14 protein-coding genes are annotated in these 18,875 nt (G+C 46.4%); 2 read left to right on the top strand and 12 right to left on the bottom strand.

The genetic code is table 11. From position 1 onward, the window contains the following. Positions 1 to 8: 8 nt before the first annotated feature. From AC27G9_RS06325 to AC27G9_RS06340, 4 genes are all read right to left on the bottom strand, one after another. Entirely contained in the window at positions 9 to 1,319 is a 1,311-nt protein-coding gene (locus AC27G9_RS06325; RefSeq protein WP_487072216.1) for a type III PLP-dependent enzyme domain-containing protein, read from the bottom strand. Between the two features lie 257 nt (positions 1,320 to 1,576). Next, complete coding sequence (locus AC27G9_RS06330) at positions 1,577 to 2,893, bottom strand: aminotransferase (protein WP_487072218.1); 1,317 nt, start codon at positions 2,891 to 2,893, stop codon at positions 1,577 to 1,579. Positions 2,894 to 3,456: 563 nt separating this feature from the next. Continuing rightward, the gene (locus tag AC27G9_RS06335; protein WP_487072220.1) at positions 3,457 to 3,927 is read right to left on the bottom strand and encodes a CreA family protein; all 471 of its coding nucleotides are present in this window, start codon (positions 3,925 to 3,927) and stop codon (positions 3,457 to 3,459) included. A gap of 15 nt (positions 3,928 to 3,942) precedes the next feature. Next, positions 3,943 to 4,347: a MerR family transcriptional regulator gene (locus AC27G9_RS06340; protein ID WP_487072222.1), complete on the bottom strand. Its 405-nt coding sequence runs from the start codon at positions 4,345 to 4,347 to the stop codon at positions 3,943 to 3,945. An 80-nt stretch (positions 4,348 to 4,427) separates the two neighbouring features. Between AC27G9_RS06340 and AC27G9_RS06345 the strand changes: the two genes are divergently transcribed. Continuing rightward, on the top strand, positions 4,428 to 5,684 hold the full coding sequence (locus AC27G9_RS06345; RefSeq protein WP_487072224.1) for an NADH:flavin oxidoreductase/NADH oxidase family protein: 1,257 nt from the start codon (positions 4,428 to 4,430) through the stop codon (positions 5,682 to 5,684). A gap of 43 nt (positions 5,685 to 5,727) precedes the next feature. On the opposite strand, the gene AC27G9_RS06350 is transcribed toward AC27G9_RS06345, so the two are convergent. The 6 genes from AC27G9_RS06350 to AC27G9_RS06375 form a co-directional block, all read right to left on the bottom strand. Then, a complete protein-coding gene (locus AC27G9_RS06350) occupies positions 5,728 to 6,153 on the bottom strand; it encodes a hypothetical protein (RefSeq protein WP_487072226.1) in 426 nt (141 codons plus the stop codon). Positions 6,154 to 6,375: 222 nt separating this feature from the next. Next, complete coding sequence (locus tag AC27G9_RS06355; protein WP_487072228.1) at positions 6,376 to 7,263, bottom strand: LysR family transcriptional regulator; 888 nt, start codon at positions 7,261 to 7,263, stop codon at positions 6,376 to 6,378. Between the two features lie 77 nt (positions 7,264 to 7,340). Beyond that, a complete protein-coding gene (gene ggt, locus AC27G9_RS06360; protein ID WP_487072230.1) occupies positions 7,341 to 9,092 on the bottom strand; it encodes a gamma-glutamyltransferase in 1,752 nt (583 codons plus the stop codon). After that, complete coding sequence (locus AC27G9_RS06365) at positions 9,089 to 10,708, bottom strand: N-acyl-D-amino-acid deacylase family protein (RefSeq protein WP_487072232.1); 1,620 nt, start codon at positions 10,706 to 10,708, stop codon at positions 9,089 to 9,091. The genes ggt and AC27G9_RS06365 overlap by 4 nt, the downstream gene beginning before the upstream one ends. Beyond that, entirely contained in the window at positions 10,705 to 11,880 is a 1,176-nt protein-coding gene (locus tag AC27G9_RS06370) for a M14 family metallopeptidase (RefSeq protein WP_487072234.1), read from the bottom strand. The genes AC27G9_RS06365 and AC27G9_RS06370 overlap by 4 nt, the downstream gene beginning before the upstream one ends. A gap of 77 nt (positions 11,881 to 11,957) precedes the next feature. Continuing rightward, the gene (locus AC27G9_RS06375) at positions 11,958 to 14,999 is read right to left on the bottom strand and encodes a TonB-dependent receptor domain-containing protein (protein WP_487072236.1); all 3,042 of its coding nucleotides are present in this window, start codon (positions 14,997 to 14,999) and stop codon (positions 11,958 to 11,960) included. 489 nt (positions 15,000 to 15,488) lie between these two features. On the opposite strand from AC27G9_RS06375, the gene AC27G9_RS06380 reads away from it, so the two are divergent. Further along, a complete protein-coding gene (locus AC27G9_RS06380; RefSeq protein WP_487072238.1) occupies positions 15,489 to 16,409 on the top strand; it encodes a diguanylate cyclase domain-containing protein in 921 nt (306 codons plus the stop codon). 7 nt (positions 16,410 to 16,416) lie between these two features. On the opposite strand, the gene AC27G9_RS06385 is transcribed toward AC27G9_RS06380, so the two are convergent. Together AC27G9_RS06385 and cysG are read right to left on the bottom strand one after the other, a co-directional pair. Continuing rightward, positions 16,417 to 17,301, bottom strand: coding sequence for a hypothetical protein (locus AC27G9_RS06385; protein WP_487072240.1), 885 nt, complete (start codon positions 17,299 to 17,301; stop codon positions 16,417 to 16,419). A gap of 106 nt (positions 17,302 to 17,407) precedes the next feature. After that, the gene (cysG, locus tag AC27G9_RS06390; RefSeq protein WP_487072242.1) at positions 17,408 to 18,799 is read right to left on the bottom strand and encodes a siroheme synthase CysG; all 1,392 of its coding nucleotides are present in this window, start codon (positions 18,797 to 18,799) and stop codon (positions 17,408 to 17,410) included. Positions 18,800 to 18,875 lie beyond the last annotated feature (76 nt).

Consider the following 18,875-nt stretch of genomic DNA (forward strand, 5'->3'; position numbering starts at 1 on the left):
CGCTAAGGTTAACCTATTACTGACATCATTTGTTCAATAGTTTGCCCTTCGCGAATGACAGTGAGCACGGTCGAGTCTCCTTCGCGCTCAAAACCATAGACCGGAGGAGCAGGCAAACTATTGTAGTAAAACGGATTAGAAAAATAATAGGCGCCCGTTTCATGGACCATAATCAGGTCGTGTCGGGCAAGTTCAGGCAGCATGCGTTCACTGGCGAGCAGATCTCCGGCAAAACAACACGGCCCAGCAATGTCTTGCATAACAGGACGACTGTTTTTGATATCACCCGATGCATCATGAGCCGTAATTCGCAATGGCCATGCGTCCGGCATAAATGTGGTGCGAGCGGCGATTTGTGAACCACCATGGGTTATCGCTATACGCCTGCCACCACTGATTTTGGCATACTCAACTTTTGCCGCGAAGAAGCCGTTTTTTGCCATGATGGTTCGACCAAATTCCGTGATAATCCGATATTTTCCCGAGAACAATGCAGGGACGCGCTCGGCAAGTACATCAGAATACGCTTTGAATGTTGGTGTGACTTCTTCACCTTTAAAGTTAACGGTTAAACCGCCACCAATATTGATGTGTTTAACCTGCTGATGGCCAATTTGATCGTTGATTTCTTCGACAAGGTTGACCACCTCTTCAATGCCTTTTGCCATTAAGGGTAATGGGCAACCTTGTGAACCGACATGTGAGTGAATAGCGTTAAGCCAAGGGTGCGCTTTGTATGCACTAATGATTTTTTCTCGCACGCCAGGATCGGCCAATGGCACACCAAACTTTGAGGTCTTTGTTGCTGTACTCATTGCTTCAATGGAGCCCGCGCCAATTTGCGGATTGATTCGAAACCCAAAGTTGCCATCGGGCTTGTGTTTGTTGACCAAGTCACAAACTAAATCAAACTCTTGGAAGTTATCTATGTTGAGGTTAACGCCTGATGTAATCGCTTGTTCGATAACCTTGAATGACTTGGCTGGTTCATCAAACACAATATCTGTTTTAGCGAAACCTGCTTTTAGTGCTTGCGCCAATTCGCCGGGGCTTGCGACTTCCGCGCCGATACCTTGCTCACAAAGCAGTTTGAGAACACCGTGAATACTGTTCGCCTTGACAGCGAAATGATGGTGGAAATGACTTGGGAAACTGGCTTTGAGTTGTGAAATGGTTTGCTTGACGCCTTCAATATCGATAAAGCCCGCCAGTGGTAACTCATCGTTGAGCCAGTCTAAGGCAACTGCTTTGCGTAATGCGTTGAGTTTTCCGTTACTGGTGCGATGCTCGCCAATATTATTCATTTCCTGTGACTCCATAACGTATCGCCTGAAACGTCGCGATATCCAAATACTGCAAATAGGCTCTTTGCTCTATATTGAATACTGTAACGGTTTAACAAAAATAGAAGAAATTCGAAGAGTAAAACAAACAATAACCTTAGGTTATGGGCTAAAAAATACTATATTTTTCAAGTGTATAAATTCTCTCTTTGCGAGGTGCACCAATAAAAAAGGGAAGTCGCGCTTCCCTTTAACTCAATGCAGTCACTGGGATGAGATGTCCCATGCAATGTCTATAAACAAAACGCAGCGATGGCGCGCGATAGCTTATCCACCAACTCATCTATTTGTTCATGGGTAATGATTAGAGGAGGGCAAATGGCGATGGTGTTGCCATATATTTGACGAACGATTAGCCCATTTTCCAAGCATTGATTTACGATTTTCCCAGTCAGTGCAGCATCTGCTGTTTTTTGCGCTTTATCTGAGACTATTTCAAGGGCCGCTATCATGCCTACGCCTCTTACCTCTCCCACACAATTCATAGAACCGAGTGGACGTAGTTTACTTTGCATGTAATCACCAGCCGTTCGAGCATAGTCGAAAAGGTTATCTCTTTGATATATCTCAAGTGTTTTCAAAGCAACGGCGGCACAAACCGGATGACCTGAATAAGTATAACCATGACCAAATACGCCGACTTTATCCGCGGGATCGACTAGGGCTTGGTATATCTCATCAGAAATAACCGAAGCGCTGATTGGCAAATAAGACGCAGACATTGCCTTGGCTAATGTCATCATGTCGGGTTTTATGTCGAAAGTATTAGAGCCAAACGCCTGGCCTGTTCGACCGAAGCCAGTGATGACCTCATCGGCGATTAACATGATATCGTTCTTCTGCAACAGCGTTTGGAGCTTGGCAAAATAGCCATTTGGCGGAACAACTACACCTCCGGCGCCATTGACGGGTTCAGCGATAAACGCAGCGATCGTCTCTGCCCCTTCTTTTGCGATTAGCTGTTCGACGTTGCGAATCAACCTATCACAAAATGCCTCTTCACTCTCTCCAGGCAGACTATTGCGATAGTAGTGCGGGCAATCCGTGTGCAAAATACCAAGCTCATCGATTGGCAGATCAAAATTACTGTGTAGTGCGGGTAGCCCGGTTAAGCAGCTACTGGATAGCGTTACACCATGGTAGCCACGCTGGCGCGAGATGACTTTTTTCTTGTTTGGGCGACCTTCAACGTGATTGTAGTATCGCAAAATTTTCAGCAGGGTATCGTTGGCATCACTGCCGCTATTACCAAAAAATACTTTGGCATTGTCGATAGGAACCATATCGGCTAAACGCTCGGACAATGCCATGGCAGGCTCATGGGTTCGACCGCCAAACAGCGGCGCGAAAGAGAGCTTTTCCAACTGAGTCGTCGCGGCCTCTATCAGTTCTTGATTACCATAGCCAAGTGAAGCTGACCATAATCCAGATAAACCTTCTAGGTATGCTTTGCCTTTATTATCATAAACGTAAATGCCCTGTGCTTTCTCAATACTGAGCTGTTCAGCCAGCTTTGGGTTGGTTTGCGGGTACAGTAGGGGTGCAGGCATTTTAAAATCCTTAGTCAATCTCACTTTAGTTGTTTGGGTGTCTAAATGCTCACTATAGCGCTTGATGTGGTATAGCGATTAAACATTCGCGGCCAATTAGATAGTAACCCTTGTTGATGAAATTTGGTCATTCCTTTTGTTGTGAGGCGAAGCATTAAAACGCATGGGGCAATCATTCAATTTGGCTATGTGTTGTGTAATTTTGAGAATGTTATTTTGACAGCCGATTTTGGTAGGTTAGAAACATTACTAAGAGGGCAAAGTCATGACGAAACCACAATCAGCGAAGCAGAAAAACACCCAAGCGGATCGGCCGAAACCGGCAAATCCTATTTCCAATTACCGCAAGCTAGACAATCAAGTAAAGTTGTTTTCTAGTGAGTATAAGTGCTTCAATCTGGGCTATAACTAGACCAAATCAGGCTCAGTTCCTTACTTTTGCACTTGCCAGATTGGTCAATGAACAAGGTCTATCGCAGATAACATTCACACCGCGAGGGTGGGTCAGTTCAAGCCTAGGCGCTCGAAATCCTGCAACACCTAGGCAAGTGAAACTCGCGGTGTTAGTTTGACGTCGCTGTTGGTGCAATATAAGCCGAGGTTCCCCACAGTGGCACGGTTGATAGGCTATGCTTAAAGCTACCCTCTGTTTCCTTGGTCGTATAAGACAGGTACAACAAGGTCTGATTTTTCGCATCGTAGATTCTGCGTACCTTCATCGTTTTAAAAAAGATACTTTTAGATTGCTTAAAAACCACTTCACCTGATTTGCTTTTATCGATTTTCGCGATCATCTCTGGCGTGATTTCTCCGGTTTGGCGACAGGCTATCGAGCTGTCACTGGGATCGGAAAAGCTCAAATCTGCATCGATGGATGCAATATGGCAGGTCACACCTGGTATATCTTCGTCGACTAAGCTGGAAATTGAGATATCTTTTAGCGTAAACCAGCCCAAACCAACATCGCCAACTTCGCTATCAGAGCAACTCGTTAAGGTTGAAAGAGCGACTATTGCTGCTACGAGCTTTTTCATTACATGTCCTTTTCATTAGTGGTCAGTGTTTGCTAATAGCGAGGCCAGTTCGTCGACTGGCATACACTCGCCATCAGCCCAGTGATTTTCGATTTGATGAATTAATGCTGCCATTTTGCTTTTCTTTCTCGTTAATTGAGCGAGTAAGGTGTCAATCTCGGCTTGCTTTTGTTTAAGCCGACTCATGATCAAATCATGGTCGAAACCTGCTTCTGCGTGTAAAAGACCTGGCAATTCGTTGAGCGTAAAACCCAGACTTTGGCTAAAGCGAATCAATTGTAGGCGTTCCAGCGCACTTGTATCATAAACCCGATACCCATTGGCTTTTCGTTCGGCTTTGGGAATAAGTCCAGACTTTTCATAGAACCGAATAGTACTGGCGTTAACGCCTGACTTTTCGGCGAGTTCACCGATACGCATCACTTTCTCCAAAATGCATGTTGACCTTAAAGCTTACTTTAAGGTTATAGTGATTGCATCTATTTCTTGGAGCGTGTTCTATGTCAAACCTGTCGGATACTTCATCAGCGTTTACACCTTTTGTATTGCCGAGCGGAAAAACGGTGAAAAACCGTTTAGTGAAAGCGGCAATGGAAGAAAACCTAGCGGAAAATCACCAAGTCCCTGGACAGATGTTGTTCAATCTTTATGACGCTTGGGCACGAGGTGGCGTTGGCATGATTCTGACGGGCAATGTAATGGTCGATCATCTGGCAATGACAGGGCCCGGTGGCGTCGTATTAGAAAAAGATACGGATCTTGCGCCTTTCGAAACTTTAGCTTCCAAGGCACGGCAAAATGACACGCTTGTCGTCATGCAAATCAACCATCCCGGTCGTCAAGTTTTCAAAAAAATGGGGGGCAAAGTACTTTCACCTTCAAATATCCCTCTGAATATGGGTAAGCACTCTGCCATGTTTGGGCAACCAAAAGCGATGACGAATGAAGAGATTCAAGATCTCATAGCGCGCTTTACTACTACAGCGACACAGGCTCAAAAAGCCGGATTTGATGGTATTCAAGTTCACGCAGCTCACGGTTATCTCATTGCCCAGTTTCTCTCCCCTTTAACGAATAAAAGGGACGATGAGTGGGGTGGTGACATCAATAGTCGAGCTAAACTCCTATTAGACATAGTGAAGGGAATTCGTCTCGCCTGTGGCGATGAATTTATCGTTTCAGTGAAGCTAAACTCTGCCGACTTTCAGCGTGGCGGGTTTGATATCGACGACGCGGCTCAAGTGATTGCGCTGTTAGGCGAGTTAAAGGTCGATTTTGTCGAACTCTCTGGTGGTAGTTATGAAGCCCCAGCCATGCAGGGCAGAACCGCTGATGGGCGCACACTCGCACGTGAAGCTTATTTTTTGGAATTTGCCGAGAAAATTGCGCGTGATGCCAAGATGCCAATTATGACAACAGGTGGTGTACGCCGCTTGAGTGTGGCAAACAAGGTTATCGACAGTGGCGTTGAGCTTGTGGGTATGGCCAGTGCGTTGGCATCGGTACCTGATTTGCCAAATTTATGGCAAGTCCAACCGGATGTCGTTGGCCATATTCCTGTAGTGAACTGGAAAGATAAAACCTTATCCGGTTTGGCGACAATGAGTTTAGTCAAACAAGACTTGCGAAGACTTGGCCGAGGCAAATCACCCAAGTTAAATGCCTCGCCATTATTGGCGTTGATCAAAGACCAGTTAAGAAGTGCAAAACTGACGAAACGCTACCGGAAGCAATACCAAAGCCAACTAGAATCCTAGATAAAAGCTTTGATGGTATTGCTTTACCGCCCTAGCAATACCATCAAGAACCGTGCTCGGCTTGTTTTGCTTTCTGTGTCAGTCGCCTTGTTTTGACAATGACATTGATCAATACGCCGACGACAAATAGATTCACACCGAGCATAAACAAAAACATGTTAGGGCTTGCTTCCCAGGTGTAGACATGGCCTCGTTTACCCGAAATTTCACCTGTAAGCAGAGCATTGACACTTAACCAAACAAACAATGCCGTCATAGCAAATACGAATGCCAAACCCACTGGTCCCAGTGGTTTTTTTTCGGTGCTTTGTGTTGTTTTTTCTGCGTCGATTGTACCGTGCTGAGACTCGAGTTTATCGATACGGTGCTGTATCGCATTGAGGCGTTCTGGATACGCTTCTTTATCGATGCTGTCTAAAGCTTGATGTAATTCGGTTAGTGAGTACTTGCTATAATCTGGTTCGCCCAATATTTTCTCCTAGTTATGCGATTTTTCAGAAAGTGTTTGTAGATGTTTAACGGCAGGGATTGAGAACGGATAATGTGTCAGCGCTCTACTGCGTTCATCCTTGAAACTGATCTCTTGTAAATAGGGCAATGGGTCCATCATGCGCAGTAAGTCTTTTAGTAAAACCTTCGCGCAGACTAGCAAACCCAATTACCTTAAGACAAGACATTTGAGCGGTTACCACTATCGATTTGCTTCGATTTCTGCCCTTACCAGTTCAAGAAAGTCTCGACAGATACGAGGCAGGGGTTGTGTTTCTAGATGCAAACCTTTCACCTGAATAGGAATGGGAGGGGCGAAGGAAGCCAAGCCGACATTATCTTTCTGATTGGCTTTTGCTGTCAGGCTATCGATAGTGCAGCAACCTATGCCCTTACTTACCAAGCTGGCAGCGATGTAGTAAGTATCAACTTGAGTTGATGACGATACGTCTAGGCCACTATGGGCAATGCGATTCCAAATCAATTCTCCCAAAGGTCCGCTGTCCCATATTCCTATCAATTCTTGGTCAGCAAGCGCTTCAATGGGCATTGCCTCAGGTGAGTCTGGAAATTCCTCTGTTGGGTACATAATGACCATTTCACTCGCGCCTAAATCAATCTCGTTAACGCCAGGCATTTCGGGGGAAGAAAAGAGTATTGCAAGGTCACATCGGTGTTCGAGTAAAGTTTGCAGCGCGTCGTCGTTGTGCAGGGTCTTGATCCGAAATTGCACATCCGGATGCACCTCGTGAAATTTGGCGATCGCGTTGGGGATCAATTCGAAGCCTAGCGCAGGACTAATGGCAATATCAACCAGGCCACTCTCACTGCGTTTGATGTTTTCCGCTTTTTTCTTGATGGACGACAACTGCTTATAAATACTGTCGACTTCAGAAAACAGCATATCGGCTTCTGTGGTGGGAATGAGTTTCCCTTTCGCCCGTTCAAACAAAAGAAAGCCCAGTTGCACTTCTGCATGGGCGAGTACTTTACTCACGGAGGGCTGTGAGACACAGAGCATCTTGGCCGCACTGGTGATAGACCCCGTAGTGTAAATGGCATGGAAAATTTCAATGTGTCTCAATCGCATACTGTGTACCGTATTGATTTACTCGGTTTTTTAAGCATAACACAAGGCTCTTGTTTCTCGTTGAGTGGACATAGTATTTAATAGCCTTTTGATAGCGCATTGGGACGGCGTGGGTCAGATGCACCATAAATAAAGCCGTTTTTTATCACAATAGACTGGGTACTTCCCATCGTGAAGGTTTCTTCTACATTTTGCCCTTTCGCCCGTAGCGCCTTGATAGTATCTCGGTTAAACCCTGGCTCAACCTCTAGCCTATCGGGAATCCATTGATGATGAATACGTCGCTGGTTAGTGGCTTCAGCAATGTTCATTTGGTGATCTATGGTATGGCTTACCATTTGTACTACTGCATTAATGATTCTGCTGCCACCGGGACTGCCAGTGACCAAGAAAACCTGGTCGTCGCGCATCACTATGATCGGCGATTGCGAGCTAACTGGTCGCTTACCTGCTTCAAGTTTGTTAGCGGTACTCGCGATAAATCCCTTTGCGCCGGGTATGCCAGCTCGTACGGAAAAAGTGTGGATTTGATTATTCAATAAGAAGCCCGTGCCCGAGACAACCTTACCATTGCCAAAGGAATAACCCAGCGTATAGGTATTGGAGACGGCATTGCCTTGACTATCAACAATCGAAAAATGCGTCGTCGACGGGCTTTCACCCGTGTAGATATCGCCTTTGAGAGACGTTGCATCGATAGCTGTATCCATGTTGATTTTTGCGGCTAGCGTTTTAGCCCTTTGTTTGTCGATTAGCCAAGCGACGGGCACATCATAATAAGCCGGATCTGCCATGTAGGTACCACGGTCGGCAAAGCCAAACTTCATTGCCTCGGCCATGACGTGAAATGTGTCACTAGCGGGCCCCCATTGCGGTAAGGGGAACTGCTCCATTATGTTGAGAATACCAATAACCGTGACGCCACCAGAACTGGGAGGCGGCATAGCGAGAATTTGGTAGCCTCGATAGTCTCCCATCACTGGCGTCTTGAAAATCGTCTGATATTGACGCAAATCGTCGAGGTCTATGTGACCACCGTGTTTTTGCATATCAGCTGCAATTTTCTCAGCTATAGGGCCGGTGTAAAAGGCGGCTTTACCGCCTTTGGCAATCTGTTTTAACGTCCATGCCAAATCGGGTTGCTTAAACCGCTCTCCGTGGCGGTAAATGGTGCCATCGGGTTTGTAAAATGCGTGTTTTGCTGCTTCGTTTTGGCTTAACTGAGTTTGCTTGCTGGCAAGAATTTGGGCAAGGTCATAGTTAACGACAAAGCCTTGCTCTGCAAAATCAATAGCGGGTTGTAGCAGTTGCTGCCACGATAGCTTTTTACTGCCGTATTTCTGCCACGCATCGTACATCCCTGCTACCGTACCTGGCACACCAGCCGCATCCCAAGAAAGCGGGGAGTTTCTGTCTTTTTCTCCGTCAGGCGTTAAAAAGTGTTGAGCACTGACCCCAGAAGGTGCAGTTTCTCGATAGTCGATGGCAATATTTTTGTTTTGCTCAGCGGAGTGAAACAGCATGAAACCGCCACCCCCTAAGTTGCCTGCTCGTGGCAAAGTGACCGCAAGGGAAAAACCAACGGCAACTGCCGCATCAATTGCATTTCCGCCGCGTTTCAGTATGTCGACCCCGACTTCTGTCGCCAGCGCATTTTGACTGGAGACCATGCCCCGTTCGGCAACGACTGGATGAAACACATCTTGATAACGAACAATGCCAGTTTTTGACAGATGATACGGGTGAGATGAGGTAGCTTTTTGATCTGCTCCAGCGGCATTCAACGAGATGGCGCAGAGGCTCAATGCTATGAGGAGTTGCTTTTTCATAGTTGTCCTTTCGATTTTGGGGCGCGCTGGACTCGGGCTGGTCTGACGAACTCTCCGGCGAGTCTGCCGGTGAATTGCCCATTTTCAATGACACTTTGGCCATTGACGAAAATATACTTCACACCGCTTGATAGCACATCCCATTGTTCGAAGTTAGCTTCGTCTGAGAAATTATTCGGGTCGAAAATCAATACATCCGCTGCTTTACCGACATCAAGCGTACCGCGGTCTTCAATGCCCAAAATGTCAGCAGTTAGCCCTGAGCTACGGTGAATAAATTCGCCAGTCGTCAAAAGCGCTTTGTCTTTCACATACTGACGGAATTTTTTCGGGAAGCTGGCGTATTTTCTCGGGTGTCCATTGGTACCATCAGAAGATGTCACTACCCAAGGTTGTGCCATGAAGTTCTCTACATCCTTGGGGTTCATATTGTAAGACGCCACGCGATGGCGACCTAAACGTACCATTTTTAGTGTGGCTTCAGTGGGAGTTATTGACCATTGGTCGGCCAGATCTTGAAGGGTTTTTCCTACCCATTCTGTTTGCTGAGACGCGGTGATTAAAAGTTTGTCTGCGCCTCCACGGCGGCGAATGTTATCGGTGATCTCAAGTCGAATTCGTTCAATAAGAGTAGGGTCTTCAAGGCGTGATAAAAAGGCATCATTGGAGTCAGCGAGTGCCCATTTGGGAACGACTGCACTGTGTATGTTAGTGCCAGAAGCCAGCCATGGATATTGGTCAGCGGTGACCTTAATACCATTTTTATTCGCGTGTTCGATTCGTTCTATGGCGTCATAGCTTTGCCCCCACACATCAACACCAAGTGCTTTAATGTGAGCTAAGTGCAAAGGAATACTCGCTTGCTGTGCTATTTCGATCGCTTCATCTATCGCTTTGAGAAAGCCAATGTTAAAAGAGCTCTCGTCTCGAATATGCGTTTCGTATATACCGCCGAATTGAGAAGCAATGATCGCCAGCGCAATAATTTCTTTGGTATCTGCAAATTGACCGGGGACATAATACAAGCCAGTCGATAACCCTAACGCTCCCTCTTTCATGGCTTGTTCAAGAAGCGCTTCCATTTGTGCGAGCTCTTGAGGCGAGGCTTGGCGTTTGGCGGTACCCATGACCGACTTTCTCAAGCTGCCGTGACCGGCGAACATTGCGAAATTCGTACCAACGCCATGTGGATTGATGCGGGCAAGGGCTTCTCTGAAGCGTGCAGGGCCGCCGCCGTCGTTGCCATTGACCACGGTTGTCACGCCTTGGTAAAGATAATTGAGATTGAAGTGTTGGTCATCACTCGATAGCTCAGCGAATGTGTGCGTGTGGGGATCGATAAAACCTGGGCTCACCACGTAGCCATTGGCGTCGATGGTTTGTTTTGCGACAAGGGTATGAGTTCCCGTTGGCTCGATCGCACAAATGACTTTGCCACACAGCCCGACATCAAGATTTCGATTGAGGGTGTCATTGCCGGAATAGACGCTGCCGTTTACGATAAGCATATCGATTTCGGGTAAATCTTGACGGTGTTGGTTCGCACAACCATTTAGGGTGATCGCAAGCAAAGCGAGTGCACATCGTTTGGTTCTGAGCGCGACGGCAAAACTCATTGTTCCGAGTCCTCTGGTAGGTAGAAATCACTAGGGTCAGTACTTGTCATGAGTGACATAAACGTCTGCGCACTCACAGTGGCGATTTGTTTAATAAGCTGCCTGTTGGTATTGTCGCCCAATTCAAACGTCACACCGTGAACTCGATATGTGTCAGCAATATATTGTTTAAATATACCTCTTCCTGGGCTATTACCCGGTTTATTACGAACTTTGAAAAAACGGTTAGTTTGCTGATTAATCGTATCTAACCACAGGTTGGCCAAGTCTTTAGGGACAATGCCTGCATCACTGGGAATGGTGTAGAAAACATCTTCTTGGGTTGAGTGAAAGTCCAACGCAAAAACAATCTTCTGCTTGTCTTGCACTAACTTCTGCAAGACATTGTGAATCAAGCGAGTTTCCGTTTGTTCAAACTGATTCCAGTCTCGATTGAGGTCCTTACCCCGAGTATTGTGACGCCAATTACCGGCAGCGACACCGTCGGGATTCACGTTAGGAACAATCAATAAATTGAACCGCTGTCTAAACTGTTTGGCCATTGTCGAATCACTTAAAAGATTTTCGACAAACGGCAGCATAGCTAAAGCACCAGTCACTTCCGGCGGATGTTGACGGCCAATTAAAATGACCCATTCATTGCTATTTTCTGCCAAACTGGTGATTGCCTGAATGTGTCGACCTTGAGTTGATCGGCCCAATTCAAAGAACCGCCGTTCTGTCTTGTTCTTCGCGGCGTTTTTTTGTGCGTTAAACCAATCTGCATATGTTTGGTTCGTGATGAGTTCTTGACCCGCAATCCACAGCGGCTGTTTATCTACCTCTACTGCTATCTCAAAACCTGCTTTAGAGGTAGCGAAGGGTATCGTTTGCCATGATTGGCCGTCGCGGCTTATTTTGGGGAGATAGCGAGGTAAGTCACCATCAAAAGTCAGTGTTAAGGATAAGGTTTGTGGTGTAGTGCTTTTCACTTGAAATGCATACCAAGCGCTGCTGTTGATTGGACGATTTTCTGGTTGAAAGTGCAGCGTAAATTGTTGTGGCGAGATTTGCTCACAATGATTGAGCCTGCCCATAGGGAAGTCAGCGTGAAAAAGGACGTCGTTAAAGTCACAAGCATTGGCCATAGTTACTAGGCCAAGCCACGCGACGAATCCACTTATCATTTTCATATTTAAACACCAAGCTGATCGAAAAAAAGGGCTCATACGAGCCCTATAACGTAAAGGGATACATATTGTCCCTCGGCCTAGAAGCGATATCTTCCTGTCATATAGAAGTAACGGCTTCGGCTCGAATGCAATGTGCCTGTATAACCAAAAGTGGTATCCGCTAATGGTGGATCACGGTCAGTGACGTTATTGATACCGAAGGTTAAATCTAGGTCTTCGGTGTCAAATGCATCTCTGCGCGTGAGTGACCAATTAACCGTTGTCATAGGATCCACTTCCAAGAATACGGTTTCACCGTCGACGGTGGTTCTTACTGAAGTTTCCAGCACGTCACCAACGTAATTTGCAAATACCCGCGAAGTCCACAAGTTATCTGTGCTTGTCCAGCGCAATGATGCCGTACCACGCCATTCTGGGATACGAGAGGTGCCAACAATATCGCCGACATCGCTACCGAGGACGATTGGGTCAGCGCCCGCTTCTACGATTCTTGCCGCATCGCCACCAGGAGACTGGTCAAACTTAAGGGTTCTGGCGGTGTTGAACTTAACGTCAAAGCTACCCACGCTAGTGTCGAAGCCATAATTAACACTCAAATCATAGCCACTGATGGTCCGGGTATTCAGGTTTTTGTATTCACGTACAATTTGCACGATCTCGCCTAATGGATTGTCCTCATCAGGTGTTCCTCGAATAACACGGGGATTGAATGAACCCTCGCCGCGCAATACGAGGTCAAGACGTGATTCGTTCTCATCTGACAAGACGCCAACCGTGCCCTCTGTTTCGATTTCCCACCAATCAAATGTCACGATCAAACCGTCTGCAGGCCTAACGGTGAAGCCGAGACTGATGTTTTCACTTTCTTCCGGTTGTAGATTGGCGTTACCTGAAGTTTCCAGCAAATAGTTACCGTTACCTGGACCGCCGTCAGCAAGTGTTGTCGCATTGACAACGACGTTTCCATTTTCATCAAGCGAGTTTTCAGCAAAATCATCTACACCGGTTGTGATTGACGTGCCTGGAGAACGCAATTGAATGAGGTTTGGTGCTCTAAAGCCTTTTGAAATTGCACCGCGAATTTGTAACGATTCTATCGGGAACCATGAAACTGCCATCTTGGGTCGAGTAATGTTGCCAATATCGTCAAAATCTTCATATCGGGCCGCCAATTGCACATCTACACTGTGCGCCAGTGGCGCATCACGCAAAATGGGCATGACCAATTCGGCGTAGGCGGAGAAGACTTTGCGGTCTGCACTGATATCAGGTCTGACTGAGCTTCCTTCGAGTGAACTCAAATTCACCGGATCAGAATTGCCTTCAACGAATGGGCGGCTACCGTCAAAAATATCTGAATTATCTTCATCCAATGTTTCTTTGCGCCACTCAACACCCAAAGCGATACCTGCATCACCCGCTGGTAACTTGAAGAGGTAAGGATTAGAAACTTTAAAATCCAATAGTGTTAATGATGTTTCTGCTTCTCTCACAGCGCTGACCAAGAAAGGGTCAATACTCGATTGCGGGTTTGGCGACAAATCAATGATACTCGAAGGTACGGCATTATTGACGCCAGTAAAGGGGTTGTATGCTTGTTCTGTGTCTAAGCTCAATTGTGCCAAGAACAACGGCGAGCTGATTCTGTTGTTGGCGGTATCGGTGGTTTTCGCCTTGCTGTAAAGCAAACCTGTATCCCAATCCCAGTCGTTCCACGTGCCGCGTAAGCCGTTGAGGAATCGATAGCTAGTGCTCTCGACTTCTACTTGACGAGGGCCAACATCAGTTGGTCGTATTCTGAGGTTATAAGGAAGGCCTTCTTCTGGGACAATACTGGTATCCAAGCCTGGAATCCGATTCGGGTTTGCTCGGCCATCGGCAAAGGTAACTGGCCCAAAGGGGTTCCAATAACTGTCTGCTGGTACTTCAAAAGTGCCGTTACTCAGTATGGCGCTTTGTTCCCATTGACGTTCAGTCTTCGCATAGTAATAGGTGGATTCGTTGTAGAACTCGGTGCCATTTTCTAATTCATGGCTGATGTTCGAGTACAGATTGACGCGCTCGATATCAGGGATCAAAGTCCTTACTTCGTTGCGGTTAGGTCTCAACGCTCTGTTGTGGCTCCCCGTTTGTTCAAGACAAACGTCGCCGATAATGCCGCCTCCGTCAGGTAAAGCACCACCACCACAGGTTGCAGCGGTTACCTGGTCACCGGCATCGTTGATATAAGAAATTGGGCGAATGATGTAATCATCAATACTACTGGCTAATCCCAACCAGTGAATATCAGCCCAAGGTTCAAGGGTTGAACGGTTATCGAGGTCAGTATCACCTGCGAATAATTCTGGAGCGCGACTGCGCAAATCTTGATTTGCCGCATAGTCTTTTTCTGAGGCCAAAATGCCTTTCTTATTGTCATAGCTACCGCTGATCAACCAGTAGGTCGCGCCATCATTAAATTCAAAGCCTTTTTCAGCTTGTAAGGTCAAATCTTCGCGACTTGTTCCCGCTTCGGAACCAAATCGCACATTCACCTGACCCCCTTCACTTTCTGTGCGGGTAACATAATTCACTACACCAGCTACAGCGTCAGCACCGTACAATGCACCTGCGCCGTCTCGTAAAACTTCTATTCGATTCAGGCCTAGCACTGGTAGCGTGTTGGAGTTGGCCGACGTTACCGGTACGCCAAAGCTTGTTTGAGTAATCGGGTGGTTAACCATACGGCGACCATTTAGCAATACGAGAGTGTTGCCCTCACCGACGCTTCTTAAGTTGAACGAGCCAACATCGCCCCTAGCGGCGTTAACACCCGTATTGCCTCCTCGCGTTGATGTGAAGCCCACAGAACCGATTTGCGGGATGGCGCGAAGCAGCTCTTCGCCGTCAACAGCGCCCGTCGCTAAAATGTCTTCTTCGGATAGTTCGGTTACCGGAAGTGTGCCGGTAATGGTACTGCCTTTGATGTTTGAACCTAGGACTTGTATTTTCTCGATAGACTCTGAATCTTTGTCTTCAGTGGTCTGTGCCAAGGTTGAAAATGATGTACCTGCTATCGCCGCGCTAACACAGACTGCCAAAATGTGTTGCGAGAAGACGGTATGCGTTTTCGTTTTCATGTGCGACTCCCGTTATGCTGTTTCGTATTAGTTGGTTCTATTTCTCTCAGAGTCATTAACATACTCGCAACAAAGTCGAAAAAACAACAACCCTTTATAGTAAAGGTATAACCTTTGGTTATGTTCTGGGTTGCGCTAAATGTCGTCTAATACTTCTTTTCTGGTAATGGCGATATATGCCTCAAGGCCAATGAATTAAGTACCAAAAGGAAGATGTTATACAATCACTATAACTTGTGGTTATGGGCGCTTAACCTAAAGTTAAGGTCAGTGCTCTTAGCATAGTGGATAACCTGAGTTTATACCTAACACCGCTAGTGTGTTTGCGCAGATACCTTACGCTTTCACTTTTTTTGGTAGTATCCATGTAAGTTCAATCACCTATGATTGTTCTGTGTTGCATCGGGTATAAAACAAAATTGTCTTTGCAATCGACTAAATACTGGTATTGTGAGGCACTCAGGTCGATTACTGCTTAAGGAAAAAAGTATGAAGTCCTTTGAATCGTCGTCGGTTTTGGTAGTGGACGATGATGTAATAAACATCGCGCTGCTCGAAAATGCATTGGAAGAAATGTGCAGGGTTAACGCTGCAACTTCAGGTAAAGCCGCTCTCGAAATCATTCATCGCGATCCTCCTGATCTCATCTTGTTAGACATTAACCTACCTGATCTCAGCGGCTATGATATTTGTTCACAAGTTAAAGCCAACCCTGAAACCATGTCTATACCCATTATGTTTGTAACGGGCGAGGGCTCTGATGAGTCTGAACTTCACGGTTTACAATTGGGGGCGTTGGATTACTTGCGCAAGCCTTTTCACATTGCCTTGGTCAAAGCCAGAGTTTCCAATCTGTTAGAGCTGAAACAAAAAACCGATTTGCTCGAGGTGTATGCCAATATTGACGGCTTGACCAATATCCCTAATCGGCGAAGCTTTGATCGTCATTTGGCGGATGAATGGAGCCACGCACAACGCAAAGGCCGCAGTGTTGGGCTCTTGTTCATCGATATCGACTATTTTAAACAGTACAACGATCACTATGGGCATGCAGTAGGGGACAGCTGCTTGAAGCGAGTGGCAGCTTGTATTCAGCGTTTAGCCAGTCGTTCGTCAGATCATGTAGCGCGTTATGGCGGCGAAGAATTTGCGGTAGTATTGCGAGAATGCGAACCTGAAGATGTGGTGCAGTTATGTGAGAAGCTAAGAGCGGGCATTGAACGTTTACAGATTCGTCATGACAAATCGCAAGCGGCCAAAGTCGTGACAATCAGTGTAGGCGCGGCGATGGCAATACCTAGCCGCAAAGGCCAACCCGAATCGCTTATTGTGACAGCTGATGAAAGTTTGTATGAAGCGAAAAAGCTCGGCCGTAATACCGTTGTGACCAAGTTCGATAAACTCAAATGAGCCTGTATTAAATCTTGGGAATGGTTTCAACGGTATATTGATGCGCCGCAATGTCGGAACGGGTGTTTGAGCTGACCTGACCGACTTCAAAAAGTGCTGGCCCAGTTGGGTCAAATAAAACATAAGGCACGCCGTTATAGGTGATGATGTCATCTGTCTCTTTGGCGCCTATAGCCAATCCAAGCAACGCGTGATTTCGCAGAAAAACCATGACCATTGGTGTGTTAGGTAAAAACGACCGCGTAATTGAAGCGGCAATAACCGATTTACTATCACAATCTCCCTGGTTTTGGTTTAACACAGTAATTGGTGGAGAAAACCCTGAGCCGTGACTCGTCGTTCTGTCTTCTAGCGTATCGTAAGGGATTGACTGCAACCAACCCAACAACAAATTTAAGTATTCTCTTGCTTCTGATTGCCCTCCAAGCTTTTCATAAAACGCTTGCGACAATGGAATTAATGCTTCGGTACTCATACCCACATATCGAATGTGATCAGGTTTTACCACAGGCTCTCGCATTGGCGTTTCATACTGCATGTAATAACGTTCGTAGAGATAGTCTTCAAACGCTTTGTCTTTGAGTGCGCCGAATTCTTTGCTGAGCATTTCAATGGTATTTTGATCATGGCTTTTAATGCCAATATTGACTCGCTCTTGTTGTTGCCGAATGTCGATAATGGCTTTTTTGGGATCAACGTTTCGAGCTGCTTTTAACAGAGAAACAGTGACGTGTCGCTGAGCTAATGACGGACGATAAACGGCTTGAGATTGAGGAATGGCATTGACCATCTTTTTGTCGAGTGCAAAAGCAATGCTTTGCTCGATATCGTCTTTATCGGTCCACTTATAATGGTAGGAGATGGTATTGTCAGCATTGCGTTTTTCAAACATCAGCTGGTCCGCCGATGTATCAAAGGCAAACACAGAAAGAAGAAAAATGACTAGCGCGCGAATAACGTGTAACCCACGAATAAACCAAACGTATGATTACTGTATATTAATTATCCACCGAGTACCAATCTAGTGTATCGCGAAGGGATACCACGCTGCCGACGATAATTAGTGTAGGCGGCTTCATTTGTGCAGTTTCTGGATTGTCGAGAATATTCTCAAGGGTGCCTGTGACAACTCGCTGTTGTGCTGTCGTTGCAGATTGCACTAATGCAATTGGCATTGAGGCTGGCATACCGTGTTCCATTAACTTCTCACAGATCACAGAGAGACCTGTGAGACCCATATAAAAGACCACAGTTTGATTTTCGTGAGCAAGTGCTGGCCAGTTGAGATCGATGGTGTTATCCCTAAGGTGGCCGGTGGCGAATACGACAGATTGAGCATGGTCTCGATGAGTCAGAGGTATACCGGCATAGCTTGAGGCTCCATTTGCCGCCGTGATACCCGGTACGACTTGAAATTCAACACCTGCTTCGACCAGTGTTTGGATTTCTTCGCCTCCGCGACCAAAAATAAAGGGGTCGCCTCCCTTGAGTCTTACCACTCGATTGCCTTTTTTGGCTTCATCGACCATCAATTGGTTGATGTCCTCTTGGGGTAATGTGTGGTTACTTTTGGCTTTACCGACATAAATCTTTTCGGCATCACGTCTGACTAACTCGAGAATTTGAGGAGACACCAAGCGGTCGTACACCACTACATCGGCTTTTTGCATTAAGCGCAATGCGCGAAATGTCAGGAGATCTGGGTCGCCCGGACCCGCGCCTACTAAGTAGACTTGGCCTTGTACCTTTGAATCGGCTTTCGCTTGTTCTAGGGCGTTGAGCAACATGGCGTCAGCTTTGCTTTCTTGTCCATTGACAACCGCTTCAGCAATATCGCCATCTAATACGTCTTCCCAAAAGTAGCGACGTTCTGTCACTGACTTTAAGCCTTGTTTCACGTTCTCGCGGAATTTTTCTGAAAAGGCACCGAGTTTACTCAAGTTAGCAGGTAAGAGTGATTCAAGTTTCTGTCGAATAAAGCGCAATAAAACTGGCGCAACTCCACCGCTACTCGCGGCAATGACAATGGGAGAGCGGTCGATAATCGTTGGGGTAATAAATTGGCACAGAGGTGTGTTATCAACAACATTGACCAGTATCTTGCGTTCAGTAGCAAGCTGATGCACATTGCGATTGACAGCGTCACTGTCTGTTGCCACGAATACGGCATCTTTGTTATCGAGGTCCGTAGCTTCAAACTCTCGCTTGATGAGTGTCACTCTTGGATCGTCGCCGAGGCGAATGACAGTATCACACATCCAAGGGGCAACCACGGTAACCTGAGCTTCGCTTTTTAGCAGTAGCTCCAGCTTGCGCGCGCCAACTTCACCAGCGCCAACAACGAGTGCGTGTAAGCGTTGAGTATCAAGAAAGATGGGAAAGTAGCGCATAGTCAAAACCTGTGTCACGTTAACAGAGTAAAATCATGCGCTATTTTGACTGGGTTGTTTATAAATCAAAACTAAT

This window comes from Alteromonas sp. 5NS40-0096 (assembly GCF_057544385.1).

What these genes read in the sequence shown, in the direction of transcription:
- AC27G9_RS06325 (WP_487072216.1), bottom strand. Translation starts at nt 1,319, where the DNA reads ATGGAGTCACAGGAAATGAATAATATTGGCGAGCATCGCACCAGTAAC.
- AC27G9_RS06330 (WP_487072218.1), bottom strand. Translation starts at nt 2,893, where the DNA reads ATGCCTGCACCCCTACTGTACCCGCAAACCAACCCAAAGCTGGCTGAA.
- AC27G9_RS06335 (WP_487072220.1), bottom strand. Translation starts at nt 3,927, where the DNA reads ATGAAAAAGCTCGTAGCAGCAATAGTCGCTCTTTCAACCTTAACGAGT.
- AC27G9_RS06340 (WP_487072222.1), bottom strand. Translation starts at nt 4,347, where the DNA reads ATGCGTATCGGTGAACTCGCCGAAAAGTCAGGCGTTAACGCCAGTACT.
- AC27G9_RS06345 (WP_487072224.1), top strand. Translation starts at nt 4,428, where the DNA reads ATGTCAAACCTGTCGGATACTTCATCAGCGTTTACACCTTTTGTATTG.
- AC27G9_RS06355 (WP_487072228.1), bottom strand. Translation starts at nt 7,263, where the DNA reads ATGCGATTGAGACACATTGAAATTTTCCATGCCATTTACACTACGGGG.
- ggt (WP_487072230.1), bottom strand. Translation starts at nt 9,092, where the DNA reads ATGAAAAAGCAACTCCTCATAGCATTGAGCCTCTGCGCCATCTCGTTG.
- AC27G9_RS06365 (WP_487072232.1), bottom strand. Translation starts at nt 10,708, where the DNA reads ATGAGTTTTGCCGTCGCGCTCAGAACCAAACGATGTGCACTCGCTTTG.
- AC27G9_RS06370 (WP_487072234.1), bottom strand. Translation starts at nt 11,880, where the DNA reads ATGAAAATGATAAGTGGATTCGTCGCGTGGCTTGGCCTAGTAACTATG.
- AC27G9_RS06375 (WP_487072236.1), bottom strand. Translation starts at nt 14,999, where the DNA reads ATGAAAACGAAAACGCATACCGTCTTCTCGCAACACATTTTGGCAGTC.
- AC27G9_RS06380 (WP_487072238.1), top strand. Translation starts at nt 15,489, where the DNA reads ATGAAGTCCTTTGAATCGTCGTCGGTTTTGGTAGTGGACGATGATGTA.
- AC27G9_RS06385 (WP_487072240.1), bottom strand. Translation starts at nt 17,301, where the DNA reads ATGTTTGAAAAACGCAATGCTGACAATACCATCTCCTACCATTATAAG.
- cysG (WP_487072242.1), bottom strand. Translation starts at nt 18,799, where the DNA reads ATGCGCTACTTTCCCATCTTTCTTGATACTCAACGCTTACACGCACTC.